The 13,136-nt window shown below is 60.9% G+C and carries 12 protein-coding genes; 4 read left to right on the forward strand and 8 right to left on the reverse strand.

What is annotated here, in order from left to right; translation table 11 throughout:
* Positions 1 to 719 (reverse strand): pyridoxal-phosphate dependent enzyme (locus tag AC0Z8Z_RS25050; RefSeq protein WP_485620929.1); only part of this gene is annotated, 719 nt, incomplete at its 3' end.
* A gap of 154 nt (positions 720 to 873) precedes the next feature.
* On the opposite strand from AC0Z8Z_RS25050, the gene rpiA reads away from it, so the two are divergent.
* Positions 874 to 1,545, forward strand: coding sequence for a ribose-5-phosphate isomerase RpiA (gene rpiA / locus AC0Z8Z_RS25055; protein WP_122533983.1), 672 nt, complete (start codon positions 874 to 876; stop codon positions 1,543 to 1,545).
* Between the two features lie 42 nt (positions 1,546 to 1,587).
* On the opposite strand, the gene AC0Z8Z_RS25060 is transcribed toward rpiA, so the two are convergent.
* The 4 genes from AC0Z8Z_RS25060 to AC0Z8Z_RS25075 all read right to left on the reverse strand — a co-directional run bounded on the left by AC0Z8Z_RS25060 (position 1,588) and on the right by AC0Z8Z_RS25075 (position 5,635).
* Entirely contained in the window at positions 1,588 to 2,499 is a 912-nt protein-coding gene (locus AC0Z8Z_RS25060; protein ID WP_172610403.1) for an SdiA-regulated domain-containing protein, read from the reverse strand.
* 139 nt (positions 2,500 to 2,638) lie between these two features.
* Positions 2,639 to 3,538, reverse strand: a complete 900-nt coding sequence (locus tag AC0Z8Z_RS25065) for an SdiA-regulated domain-containing protein (RefSeq protein ID WP_485620930.1) — start codon at positions 3,536 to 3,538, stop codon at positions 2,639 to 2,641.
* Positions 3,535 to 4,203: a fumarylacetoacetate hydrolase family protein gene (locus AC0Z8Z_RS25070; RefSeq protein WP_485620931.1), complete on the reverse strand. Its 669-nt coding sequence runs from the start codon at positions 4,201 to 4,203 to the stop codon at positions 3,535 to 3,537. The genes AC0Z8Z_RS25065 and AC0Z8Z_RS25070 overlap by 4 nt, the downstream gene beginning before the upstream one ends.
* A gap of 37 nt (positions 4,204 to 4,240) precedes the next feature.
* Complete coding sequence (locus AC0Z8Z_RS25075; RefSeq protein WP_272629910.1) at positions 4,241 to 5,635, reverse strand: FAD-binding oxidoreductase; 1,395 nt, start codon at positions 5,633 to 5,635, stop codon at positions 4,241 to 4,243.
* A gap of 170 nt (positions 5,636 to 5,805) precedes the next feature.
* Between AC0Z8Z_RS25075 and serA the strand changes: the two genes are divergently transcribed.
* Positions 5,806 to 7,035: a phosphoglycerate dehydrogenase gene (gene serA, locus AC0Z8Z_RS25080; protein ID WP_122533988.1), complete on the forward strand. Its 1,230-nt coding sequence runs from the start codon at positions 5,806 to 5,808 to the stop codon at positions 7,033 to 7,035.
* Between the two features lie 112 nt (positions 7,036 to 7,147).
* Here the strand turns inward: serA and AC0Z8Z_RS25085 are convergent, their stop codons facing one another.
* Together AC0Z8Z_RS25085 and AC0Z8Z_RS25090 are read right to left on the reverse strand one after the other, a co-directional pair.
* Entirely contained in the window at positions 7,148 to 7,585 is a 438-nt protein-coding gene (locus AC0Z8Z_RS25085) for a DUF4399 domain-containing protein (protein WP_122622878.1), read from the reverse strand.
* 202 nt (positions 7,586 to 7,787) lie between these two features.
* Complete coding sequence (locus tag AC0Z8Z_RS25090; protein ID WP_485620934.1) at positions 7,788 to 8,426, reverse strand: 2OG-Fe(II) oxygenase; 639 nt, start codon at positions 8,424 to 8,426, stop codon at positions 7,788 to 7,790.
* Positions 8,427 to 8,621: 195 nt separating this feature from the next.
* Between AC0Z8Z_RS25090 and AC0Z8Z_RS25095 the strand changes: the two genes are divergently transcribed.
* Positions 8,622 to 9,362, forward strand: coding sequence for a DUF2059 domain-containing protein (locus tag AC0Z8Z_RS25095; RefSeq protein WP_122533991.1), 741 nt, complete (start codon positions 8,622 to 8,624; stop codon positions 9,360 to 9,362).
* A 135-nt stretch (positions 9,363 to 9,497) separates the two neighbouring features.
* Here AC0Z8Z_RS25095 and bipL read toward each other — a convergent pair whose 3' ends face one another.
* Positions 9,498 to 10,439, reverse strand: coding sequence for a phospholipase BipL (gene bipL / locus AC0Z8Z_RS25100; RefSeq protein ID WP_485620932.1), 942 nt, complete (start codon positions 10,437 to 10,439; stop codon positions 9,498 to 9,500).
* A gap of 165 nt (positions 10,440 to 10,604) precedes the next feature.
* On the opposite strand from bipL, the gene AC0Z8Z_RS25105 reads away from it, so the two are divergent.
* On the forward strand, positions 10,605 to 13,004 hold the full coding sequence (locus tag AC0Z8Z_RS25105) for a penicillin acylase family protein (protein WP_485620933.1): 2,400 nt from the start codon (positions 10,605 to 10,607) through the stop codon (positions 13,002 to 13,004).
* The last annotated feature ends 132 nt before the right edge of the window (positions 13,005 to 13,136 follow it).

Below are 13,136 nucleotides of genomic sequence, written 5' to 3' on the forward strand. Positions count from 1 at the left end.
TACTGACCGATCTGCGCCACCGCGACGCCATCGGCAAACAGCCCGACTTGCTGTAACACCACCCGCTCGCCGTAGGCCATGGCCTGTTGCAGGCAATTGGAGTCATCGGGCTCGACGCCGATCACCTTGATCTCCGGGCGCAGGTATTTCACGTAGGCCGCGATGCCGGCGATCAGCCCGCCACCGCCCACCGGGACGAAGATCGCGTCCAGGGGCCCCTGATGCTGGCGCAGAATCTCCATCGCCACGGTTCCTTGCCCGGCAATGGTGTCAGGGTCGTCGTAGGGGTGAACGTAGACGTAGCCGTGTTCCTCGACCAGCTTCAGCGAGTACGCCAGCGCTTCGGGAAACGAGTCGCCGTGGAGTACGACTTTTCCGCCACGGGAGCGCACGCCCTCGACCTTGATCTCCGGCGTGGTCTTTGGCATGACGATGGTCGCCGCGACGTTCAGCGTCTTCGCTGCCAGCGCCAGGCCCTGGGCGTGATTGCCTGCCGACGCTGTCACCACGCCCCGCGCCAGTTCTTCCGGGCTCAGCTGCGCCAGCTTGTTGTACGCGCCACGAATCTTGAAGGAGTACACCGGCTGCAGGTCTTCGCGCTTGAGCAGCACGTTGTTGCCCAGGCGCTGGGACAGTTGGCGGGCGGCGTGCAGCGGGGTTTCCACGGCAACGTCGTAGACGCGGGAAGTGAGGATCTTTTTGACGTAGTGCTCGAGCATCGGAGAAGAATCGCTGGCGAAGGGGCAAGACCCGGAAGTCTACCCCTCGTCCCGGCGCACGACCATATCAAGACTCAGGCTTTGACCACGGCATGTCGCTATACTGCCGGCCCTCGGACCTATCGCTATTCCCTGTAACCGGAGCCCACCTCGCATGACCCAGGATCAACTCAAACAGGCCGTTGCCCAGGCCGCCGTCGATTTCATCCTTCCGAAACTCGACGACAAAAGCGTCGTGGGCGTGGGCACCGGCTCTACCGCCAATTGCTTTATCGACGCACTGGCCCTGCACAAAGGCGCATTCGACGGTGCAGTCGCGAGCTCCGACGCAACGGCCGCACGCCTCAAGGGTCACGGGATTCCGGTGTATGAACTGAACACGGTGAGCGATCTGGAGTTTTACGTCGACGGCGCCGACGAAAGCGACGAGCACCTGAACCTGATCAAGGGCGGCGGTGCAGCCCTGACCCGCGAGAAGATCGTGGCCGCCGTGGCCAAAACCTTCATCTGTATCGCTGATGCCAGCAAACTGGTGCCGGTACTGGGAGCGTTTCCTCTGCCGGTCGAAGTGATCCCGATGGCCCGCAGCCACGTGGCCCGCGAACTGGTGAAGCTGGGCGGCGACCCGGTTTACCGCGACGGTGTGCTGACGGACAACGGCAACATCATCCTCGATGTGCACAACATGAACATCACCAACCCGGTGGAAGTGGAAGCGCAGATCAACAACATCGTCGGCGTCGTCACCAACGGCCTGTTCGCCGCGCGCCCGGCGGATCTGCTGCTGCTGGGCACTCAAGAAGGCGTGAAAACCCTCAAGCGCTAATGGTTGCGGGGCAAAGCAAATCCTAGCGGAGATGCCTTGCCCTCAGCGCTTCTTGAACACATAGAACAGGTTCGGCTCGCTCACGACGTACAACGTGCCGTCGTCCCCCATTGCAATGCCTTCGGCCTGGGGCACGCTTTTGCTCAGGCCCATGCTGCCCTTGGTCAGCGACACGTTGGCAACGGGTTTGCCTTCAGTGTCCAGTTCGAGAATCTGCCGCGACTCATCCGACAGCGCCAGCAGATGCCCGCTGCGTTCATCGAATTGCAGGCTGGAAAGGTCGCGCACAAACAGGCCTGCATCCCGCTGCTTGCTGGACGTCACTTCCAGAATATTCGGGGAATGGGTGCCGGCGTCAGGAAAGCCGCGCACTTCGATGATCTGCACGGGCCGCCGCTCTTTGGCGACGAACAGCCGACGGCCCTGATTATCGTAGGCCAGGCCTTCGAAGCCGTTGTTGCCGCCGGCGTCGATGCCCAGGGTCAGCTGCTCGGCATCGGCCGCGTCGAGAAATGTCGTGTCGTCATCCACATGAACCTTGATCAGCCGCTGACTGTGCTCGTCGCTGATCACGTAAATCCCGGGGCTGATGTACTCGACCGCCTCGGCGTCACCAAACCCGGTCAGGGGAATTCGTCTGAGAATCCGCCCTTCCAGGCTCAACTCGACCAGCTCGGGGTTTTTGTTGGTCACGGTAAAGAGGGTCTTGCGCTGCGGATCGAAGCTGAGCGCCGAGACATTAGCCTCCAAGCCGTCGATGGCCCGCGCCTCAATCTCAACCTCATAGGCGTCGAGGCCCAGCGCTTGCGCATCACTGGATTGCCAGAACACGTACCAGTTGAACCAGAGCCGCTCGATGACCCTGTACTCGCGCGCCACGAAAAACGACGCGGTCAATATCAACAGGACAAGTAACGTGAGCACGACGCTCTGGAACGGGGACACACGACGCATGCAGGGGGCTCGACTTCAGGGGGGCGACTTTAATAGCACCGTATTCTGAAGCCAAACTGAAAGCGATGTGACATCTCGTTTGGACTTTTCGGGGCCATGACGAGCCCCGACCGACGTTCCAGGCGAAGCCAGCCGAGGCTCACCGGCGCTTGAAGGTATAAAACAGATTGGGCTCGCTGACCATGTAAATGGTGCCGTTCTCATCCATTGCCACCCCTTCGGCGCGTGGAATGGTCTGGCTCAGCCCATTGAAACCGCTCAGCAGCGTCATGAAGCTGACCTGATTTCCCTTGCCGTCCAATTCCAGCAGCATGTGCGACTCGGCAGACAACACCAGCAAATGCCCGGTTTTCTGGTCCGCGTACAGAGACGACAGATTGCGCACGATGAGGTTGTCGTTGATCAGCTTGCGCTTCTCGCCCCTTACCTCGCTGCTGCCATCGGCCTTCCAGCTGTACAGCGCTGGCGGGCGCTCTTCACCGAACAGAAACTGCTGATCCCGTGGGTCCCAGGCGATGCCTTCGAAGGCTTTGTTCTGGTCCTTCGACGGACCGAGATCGTACTTGGGGAAGTCGGCGATGTTGAGGGTTTTGGTGTCAGGCGTGACGTGGACGATGGTCATCTGGTGCTGGCGCTCATCGACGATAGCAATCAGGCCGTCGCCCAGAACGGCTACACCCTCGGGATTGCCCCAGCCCTCAAGCGGAATTTTGCGAATGACGTCGCCGGTCAGCGTGATCTCGGAAAGGAAAGGGTTTTTGCCCATCACCGAATACAGGGTTTTAGTCGCCGGGTCGTAGGACAAGTCCGAGGCCTCATCCTTTTCCATGCCAGTCAGCGGCTTGGCGTCGATGTCTACCTTGTAATCCGGCAGCCAGATGCCCGCCGCGCGCTCAGCCGGCGTGACGTTGCGCTCGCGCAGCCACAACAGACCGCGATCGTCCCAGTGCCAGGCATAAGAGAGACCGGCCAAAATCACCAGTGCTGCAGCGAGCAGCCACCACCAACGGAAACGCAGACGGCTTCTACGCTGTGTCATCCGCGAACGTCGCTTTCAAAACGGCTGTGGCCGGTCAGCTCCAGCACGCTCTCATCGCCAACAGTGAACGGCCCTACGCCGGCAGGCGTGCCGGTCATGATCAGGTCACCGGCCTGCAGCGAGAACTGCGAGGCCATGTGCTGGATCATCGGCACGATCGGGTTGAGCATGTGACTGCTGTTACCGTCCTGGCGGACTTCGCCGTTGATGGTCAGGCGGATGGCGATGTCGGTCAGATCGGGATAAGCGTCAGCGGATACGAACGGCGCAATGACCGCCGCGCCGTCGAACGACTTGGCAATCTCCCACGGCAGGCCTTTCTCTTTCAGCTTCGACTGCACGTCGCGCAGCGTCAGGTCCAGGCCCGGGGCGAAGCCGGAAATCGCATCGAGGACTTCTTCACGACTCGGGCTCTTGCTCAGCGGTTTGCCGATCAGCACGACGATCTCGGCTTCGTAATGTACCGAACCCCGGTCCTGAGGAATGCTGAAGCCCCCCTCGATCCCGACCACGCAGCTGCCCGGCTTGATGAACAGCAAGGGCTCGGTCGGTACCGGGTTATCCAGCTCCTTGGCGTGCTCGGCGTAGTTGCGGCCGATGCAGACGACTTTACCGAGCGGAAAGTGAACCTTGGTGCCGTCGACGTATTTGTGCTGATAGCTCATGAGCGCTCCTGAGAAGCTTGTTGTAATGGGGAACCGCTTACACAGCGAAGATTTTGCCAGGGTTCATGATGCCGTTCGGATCGAACACCGCTTTGACGGCTTTCATGTATTCGATCTCCACCGGCGAGCGGCTGTAATGCAAGTAGTCACGCTTGGTCATGCCGACGCCGTGCTCTGCGGAGATCGAGCCGTTGTACTTCTGGACGATCTCGAACACCCACTTGTTCACCGTTGCGCACTTGGCAAAGAACTCGTCTTTGCTCAGGTTTTCCGGCTTGAGGATGTTCAGGTGCAGGTTGCCGTCGCCGATATGCCCGAACCAGACGATTTCGAAATCCGGGTAATGCTCACCAACGATCGCATCCACTTCAGCGAGAAACGCCGGGACTTTCGAAACGGTGACCGAGATGTCGTTCTTGTACGGCGTGAAGTGGGAGATGGTTTCCGAAATGTATTCGCGCAGTTTCCACAAATTCTGCAGTTGCTGTTCGCTCTGGCTCATCACGCCATCCAGCACCCAGCCTTGCTCGACACAGTGCTCGAAGGTTTCCAGCGCGTGGTTGGCCACTTCTTCGGTGGTCGCTTCGAATTCCAGCAGCGCGTAGAAGGGGCACTCGGTTTCGAACGGGGACGGCACGTCACCGCGCGCCATGACCTTGGCCAGCGCCTTGTCCGAAAAGAACTCGAAGGCGGTCAGGTCCAGCTTGCTTTGGAACGCATGCAGCACCGGCATGATGGCGTTGAAATCAGTGGTCCCGAGCACCATCGCGGTGAGGTTTTTCGGCGCGCGGTCCAGGCGCATGGTCGCCTCAACCACAAACCCCAACGTGCCTTCGGCGCCAATGAACAGCTGACGCATGTCGTAGCCGGTGGCGTTTTTGATGAGGTCTTTGTTCAGTTCGAGAAGGTCGCCCTTACCGGTGACAACCTTGAGGCCGGCGACCCAGTTGCGGGTCATGCCATAGCGAATCACTTTGATCCCGCCGGCGTTGGTGCCGATGTTGCCGCCGATATTGCTGGAGCCTGACGACGCGAAGTCCACCGGGTAATACAAACCGTTTTCTTCGGCGAGATTCTGCAGCTGTTTGGTGACCACGCCTGGCTGACAGATGGCTGTGCGGTCTGTCAGGTTAAGTTCGAGCACCTGATTCATGTAATCGAAGGAGACGACCACCTCACCATTGGCGGCAACGGCGGCGGCGGACAACCCGGTGCGGCCGCCCGAAGGGACCAGTGCGACCTTGCGCTCGTTGGCCCAACGGACGATGGCCTGCACCTGTTCGGTGGTCTTGGGGAACACGATGGCGGTGGGCGCCGGGGCGAAATGTTTGGTCCAGTCCTTGCCATAGGCTTCGAGGGAATCGGCGTCGGTCAGGACCTTGCCAGGCTCAACCAGGTTCTTCAGCTCATCTATCAGCGCAGGATGGGTCATCAACAGAACTCTCGAACAATTCATGGTCATCCTGAGAACGGCTCACGTCCAGGAATGGGGTGTTTCGCGGGGGGCATATGCTAGCATACGCCCCCCGCCAATCGAGCTTTCGACCCATTGGCGCGCGCTTCACTTACTGCCATTTCTCTCCGGGACACAGGTTTACGCAGATGAGCAAGACTTCCCTCGACAAGAGCAAGATCAAGTTCCTTCTTCTCGAAGGCGTCCACCAGTCCGCGGTCGACGTCCTCAAGGCCGCCGGCTACACCAGCATTGAGTACCACACCAAGTCTCTGCCGGAAGCCGAACTGAAGGAAAAGATTGCCGACGCTCATTTCATCGGTATTCGTTCCCGCACCCAACTGACTGAAGAACTGTTTGATAGCGCCAAGAAACTGGTCGCGGTCGGCTGCTTCTGCATCGGTACCAACCAGGTTGACCTTAACGCAGCCCGCGAACGCGGCATCGCTGTGTTCAACGCCCCTTACTCCAACACCCGTTCGGTGGCGGAGCTGGTGCTGGCGGAAGCCATCCTGCTGCTGCGCGGTATCCCGGAGAAGAACGCTTCCTGCCATCGCGGTGGCTGGATCAAGAGCGCGGCCAACTCGTTCGAAATTCGTGGCAAGAAGCTCGGCATCATCGGCTACGGCTCGATCGGCACGCAGTTGTCGGTCCTGGCTGAAGGCCTGGGCATGCAAGTGTACTTTTACGACACCCTGACCAAGTTGCCGCTGGGCAACGCCACTCAGGTGTCCAGCCTGAACGAGCTGCTGGGCATGGCTGACATCGTCACCCTGCATGTTCCGGAAACCAACGAAACCCAGTGGATGATCGGCGAGAAAGAAATTCGCACGATGAAGAAGGGCGCCATCCTGATCAACGCGGCGCGCGGCACGGTGGTCAAGCTCGACGCTTTGGCTGACGCGATCAAGGATCAGCACCTGATCGGCGCGGCCATCGACGTGTTCCCGGTCGAGCCACGTTCCAACGATGACGTGTTCGAAAGCCCGCTGCGCGGCCTGGACAACGTGATCCTGACCCCGCACATCGGCGGCTCGACCGCAGAAGCCCAGGCCAACATCGGTCTGGAAGTGGCCGAGAAGCTGGTCAAGTACAGCGATAACGGCACGTCGGTTTCTTCCGTCAACTTCCCGGAAGTGGCCTTGCCGGCCCACCCTGGCAAGCACCGCCTGCTGCACATCCACGAGAACATCCCGGGCGTGCTGATGGAGATCAACAAGGTCTTCGCTGAAAACGGCATCAACATCTCGGGTCAGTTCCTGCAGACCAACGAGAAAGTCGGTTACGTGGTGATCGACGTCGACGCCGAGTATTCCGATCTGGCGCAAGAGAAACTGCAGCACATCAAAGGCACCATCCGTAGCCGCGTTTTGTTCTAAAGCGGTGGTTTCGGGGTGATAAAAAAGGAGACCCTCGGGTCTCCTTTTTTTATGCGCGAATCACGTAACACGCCGGCACCGGCTGTGCGCCCAATGCCCAGCCTACAGCAGGTTATTTCACCGTGATGGTGATCTTCTGCGACTCAACCGGCGGGTTCAGCGGGACATGGTTCTTGTCGCCAACCAGCAGTTGCAGGGTGTGCTGGCCCGGCGTCAGGTTCAGCTCGGTTTCAGTCTGGCCTTTGCCGAAGTGGCGGATGTTGTCGGTCGTCGGCAGCGGCGCGGTCATGTCGGGCTGATCCTTGACGTCGATCAGCAGGTGATGATGGCCGGTGTCCGGCACGTCAACGCCGGCCGGGGCGACGCCCATGCCCTTGAGGCCGAACTGCACCTTGAATGCGCCGTTGACGGTCGCGCCGTCTTTGGGCGAGATGATGTAAACCTCGGCGCCTGCAGGCGATGCAGTGCGCGGCATGTCAGCGGCCTGGGCCAGCAAGCTCGCCCCTAATAGCAGTCCGGTCAGGGCAGTTCTCGCGAATAACGTCTTCATGATCTCGCCTTTTTTATCGATGTGCGATTGGCGGGCTCGGGGGTCGAAGCTTCTTTATCCCGACAGACAACCGCCCAGAAACGACCTTCACCTTAGCTGCGGTTGGCCGCGAAGTGTTTCGCTGAGTGGCTTGATGTAGAAGATTTCATGTTGGACCGATGCGGCGTCGCACAGCAGCCATAGCCTTGTGGGGGTGAGTTTGCTACAGCTCGAACGGCTCGTTCCCGCGTCGCCTGAACCAGCCGGTCAGCGACAGACGCTCCCGGGTCGAGGGCATGACTTCGTGGGGCATGTCGCCCGAAAGAAACACCACGAGGCAGCCGCCCGTTGGCTGCACGTCATACTCCACGCCGCCCTTGAGGTACATCCGCAACTGGCCGCCGTGTTCTGGCAACCAGCCGTCATTGAGGTAGACGACCGCCGAGACCATGCGTTTGTCGTCATCACGAAAACGGTCCACGTGCTTGAGGTAGAAGGCCCCTGGCGGATAGAGCGCGAAGTGGCTTTCGTAGTCCTCAAGGCCCAGAAACAGGCCTCGGTTCAGCGCCTGACGCAGGCTGTCCATCAGGTCGAGATAACGATCGCACGGCTCGGCCTGCCCCGCTTCGAGCCATTGGATGTGATCGCCTCGAATACCCTCGCGCACTTCCTGCGCCGGCCCGCGCCCCACTGCGGCAGGCGCGAGCTCACCCTGAACGGCACGCGTGCGGCATTCAAGGGCCAGCTCGCGGGTCAGGGTATCGGGCAGGAAGATGTTCTGCTGCGACCAGCCACGCTCGGCCAGGTCGTCGACGATTCGCAACAGCAGCGGGTGATCAGGGGATATGCGCATGGCGGGCATAGTATCCATACGCCGATTAATCCGACAGGGCCTGCAGTCCGGCGAATGAGGAATATTTTCGCGGGTTTGAATACGCCCGGCGGTTTTGCCCGATCACTGATCGAACCCACGGTTTTTAGCGGGGTCTGGCAAGTGTTAACTCGACAAATCCCCGCTGCCCCACCGAGAATGGCGGCCTGCCGACAGGAGTCTCTAATGCGCCGTCTGTTTTTCCTGCTGTTGATGTTCTGCACTTTGCCCGCTTGGGCAGACGGCCACGATCAGCTCTACAAGCTCGCCGGCTGGCCGGAACAACGCGCTCATTTTGTCGATGCCTTGAAAGCCGCTCAGCAGCGTTACCGCAACAGCCTTCCGCCCGCCGTGTTCGACGCTCTGGTAAGTAACAGCAATCAGCGGTTCGCGCCGCAGGCGATGGACCAGCGCGGCGAACAAATGCTGCGCCAGACGCTGCAGGACCCGAACCCTGCGCTGCAGTTTTTCCAGTCGCCGCTGGGCCGCAAGATCGTCAACGCCGAGCTCACTGCCACGCGCCCGGACCAACTGGCCAAAAACGCCCAAGGCCTGCCGCACATCCAGGCCGACGACAACCGACTGCTGATCATCGGCCACCTGGCCAACGCCCTCCCCGCCAAAGAAGCCGGCGCAGAGGTCAGCATGGCGATTGCTGGCGTCGCCGCCGACAGCCTGAGTTCGATGATTCCAGGCCTGATGGGCGGCGGAACGACCCAGGCCATGCTAGACAGTCAGCGCCAGCGGCTCATGGGGCAGATCGGCAAGGACGTGAACAACACGCTGCTCTACGTGTACCGCGACCTGTCGGATGGCGAGCTGGACGAGTTCGCCAGCTTCGCCGAGTCCAACGATGGAAAGGCCTATTACAAGGCAGCGCTGGCAGCTGTTCGCGCGGGATTGGCGGTCGGCCAGACCGTCAAATGACGTCAGTGGGACCGGCTTAAGCCGGGAAGAGGACTGAGTAAACACCCCCCATCTTTCGGTGTGACCACTAAAGCCTTCCCGGCTAAAGCCGGTCCCACACGCGCTATGTCAGCCGGGAGACCTGCCCTTCGAGCCCTACCCCATACGCTGAGTCAGAAACTCAAAAAATCGCGCGCGCAGCTCGGGTGACTCATTGACGAGATGGTGCCGCGCGTCGTGCAACATGAAGATCTGCGGCTCGGCGAACTTGTCCTTGAGCACCGGCAGGTTATGTCTCCAGTCCACGGTCATGTCCGACTCGCCCTGCACGATCAGCGGGCTGCGGCGGCTGCGGGGCGCGCGCTCGATGCGTTCGATCCATTTGGCCAGCGCGCCCACCCAGACGGTCGGCAGGCGTCGCGGCTGCAACGGGTCCGCCAGCAGAAAAGGCAGAAAGGTCGGGGCGTTTGAGTTTTCGCTAAAGCGTCTGTCGATGGCTTTGACGAAGCCGCGTAGCAGGTAATAACTGAGCTTCGACAAGGCCCAGCCACGCGGCCGCACCAGCGGCGCCAGCAGGATCGTCTGACCCTGCGCCGGGCTGGCATCGCCGTGGTGCAGCAAGTGGTCGATGACAATCGCGCCGCCAGTGCTTTGCCCGCACAGGTGCCATGGCTGTGGCAGGTTAAGGCTTTCGGCCTCAACAAAAAGCCGGTCCAGCACCGCCTGGTACTCCGAAAAGTCGGTAATGCTCGCCCGCGCCCCGCTGGACAATCCATGGCCCGGCAAGTCGCAGGCAATCACCGCCAGTCCAAGCCCCAGCGCCCAGTCGACAACGTGACGATACAGCCCAACGTGATCGTAAAACCCATGCATCAGCACCAGCGTGCCAACGGGTTGATCGGGCATCCACAGCTGCGTGACGATCTCATAGCCGCCCACTTCAACGCGTCCTATCCGGCTATTGGTCGCGCCACTCGGGCCGAGCGCATTCAAACCGTAGAAACGCTGATAAGCCTGGGCCTCTGCAGATGGCGCCTGTGACGCGTTCAGCGGCAACAGCTCAGCACGCAGATGGTCGGGGTCGAACGTGTCGGACATCGGAATTCCAGATGAGGGTGTGTAGGAAGCGACCGCACGGAAGTGTCATCTGTCCGCCGCGGCGTGGCAAGTTACGCCACTTAAATCCATCGGCGCGCCGTCTACCCAGTCGCGAGACAAATCTGTAGCCTGCAAAACCTTCCCGATTCTCATTTGAGCCCCCGGATGAAACGCAGCCTTTACGTCGTCGTCGCATTGTTGTTGCTCATCGGGGGCGCAGGCGCGTGGTACATCCACAGCAAACAGCCGGTCCGCGATGGCGAGATAAGCCTCGCAGGTCTGCAGGCCCCGGTCACCGTGCGTTACGACGAGCGCGGCGTGCCGCATATTCGTGCCGACAACCAGGACGACTTGTACCGCGCGCTGGGCTATGTTCACGCCCAGGACCGCCTGTTCCAGATGGAAATCCTGCGCAGGCTGGCACGCGGCGAGCTGGCAGAAGTCCTCGGCTCCAAGCTGGTCAACACCGACAAGCTGTTCCGTAGCTTGCGCATCCGCGAGCATGCCGATGCCTATGTCGCCCGCCAGGACAAAAACTCGCCGGCGTGGAAGGCGCTTCAGGCGTATCTGGACGGCATCAATCAATACCAGGCGACGCATCCCAAACCGATCGAGTTCGACGTGCTGGGCATTCGCGAGCGGCCGTTCACGGCGCAAGACACCCTCAGCGTCGGCGGTTACCTGGCGTACAGCTTCGCCGCGGCGTTTCGCACTGAGCCGCTGATGACCTTCGTGCGAGATCAACTGGGCCCGGAATACCTGAAAGTGTTCGATATGGACTGGCAGCCAAAAGGCGCCGTTGACCAGTCCCCTGCATTGACGAGCAACGACTGGAAAGGCCTCAATGACTTGGCACTGCTCAGCCAGCAGGCGCTTGAGAAAGCCGGCCTGCCGCAGTTCGAGGGCAGCAATGCCTGGGCGGTGTCCGGCAGCCGCACCCAGAGTGGTAAACCGCTGCTGGCGGGTGATCCGCACATTCGTTTCTCGGTGCCGGCGGTCTGGTACGAAGCGCAGCTGACGGCGCCGGGCTTTGAGCTTTACGGGCATTTTCAGGCGCTCAACCCCTTCGCATTGCTCGGCCACAATCTGGATTTCGGCTGGAGCCTGACCATGTTCCAGAACGATGATCTGGACCTGATCGCTGAAAAGACCAACCCCGATAATCCCGATCAAGTCTGGTACCACGGCGCCTGGGTGGACATGACGTCTCGGACCGAGCAGATCAACGTCAAGGGAGAATCTCCCGTCACGCTCACCCTGCGGCAGTCACCCCACGGCCCGATCGTGAACGACGCGCTGGGCGCCAATGGGCCGCAACAGCCGAGCGATACGCCGATTGCGATGTGGTGGTCGTTCCTGGAGTCGGACAACCCGATCCTGCAGGGCTTCTACGAAGCCAACCGCGCCGACACCCTTAACAAGATGCGCAGCGCCGCCGAGAAGATTCAGTCGCCGGGTCTGAACATCGTCTACGCCAACGCCCGGGGTGATATTGGCTGGTGGGCGGCGGCGCAGTTGCCGAAGCGACCCGATGGGGTCAACCCGACGTTCATTCTCGACGGCAGCTCCGAGCAGGCTGACAAGCACGGTTTCTACCCTTTCAGCGCCAACCCTCAGGAGGAAAACCCGGCCCGGGGTTATATCGTCTCTGCGAACTTCCAGCCGGTATCGCCTACAGGAATGGAGATTCCAGGCTATTACAACCTTGCCGAGCGCGGTCGCCAGTTGAGTCGCCAGTTGAGCGACGACACGGTGAAATGGAATCTGGAGAACAGCAAGCCGCTGCAGCTTGGCACTCGAACGGATTACGCCGCACAGATTCTTACGCCGCTGATTCCGGTGCTGCGCCGGGTGGTGAGCGAACCGGAGGAGCACGACTTGCTTGAGCGCCTGGCGGCATGGAACGGTGAGTACTCCGTGGATTCGGTGGGCGCGACGCTGTTCAATCAGTTCCTGTTCAACCTGACCGATCAGGTTTTCCATGATGAGCTGAGCGACGGGATGTTCACGACGCTGCTGTCGACACGACTCATTGACCTGGCGCTGCCGCGACTGGCTGCCGACGCGGATTCGCCGTGGTGGAACAATCGCCATTCAAGAGAGCCCGAGAGCCGCGATAACACGGTGAAGGTCGCGTGGCATGCAGCGGTCTCGCATTTGAAATCGCTGTACGGGCAGAACCCGGATGAATGGACGTGGGGCAAAGCGCACACGCTGGCCCACGAACATCCGCTGGGCAAGCAACCGCCGCTGGACATGCTGTTCAATGTCGGACCGTTCGCTGCGCCCGGTACCCATGAGGTGCCGAACAACCTGTCAGCGAGCATGGGCCCCGCGCCGTGGCCAGTGACGTATGGGCCCTCGACGCGCCGCCTCATCGACTTCGCCGACCCGGCCCATGCGCTGGGGATCAACCCGGTGGGCCAGAGCGGCGTGCTGTTCGACGAGCACTATGCCGATCAGGCGCAGCGTTACGTCAACGGCGAGTACGCGCCGGAGCGGTTCAGCGAAGGAGATGTGGCGGGGAACAGCAAAGAGGTGTTGAGGTTGGTGCCGGGGCGATAACCCATCACCGCAAATCTATAGCGCACTCACCGGCCTCTTCCCGGCTGAAGCCGGTCCCACTAACAGCATCGCGTGCATCCGGTGAGACCGGCTAGAGCCCCAACCTGTGGGACCGGCTTTAGCCGGGAAGGC

It is taken from the genome of Pseudomonas sp. 1L-C-7-B-C1 (assembly GCF_057291635.1).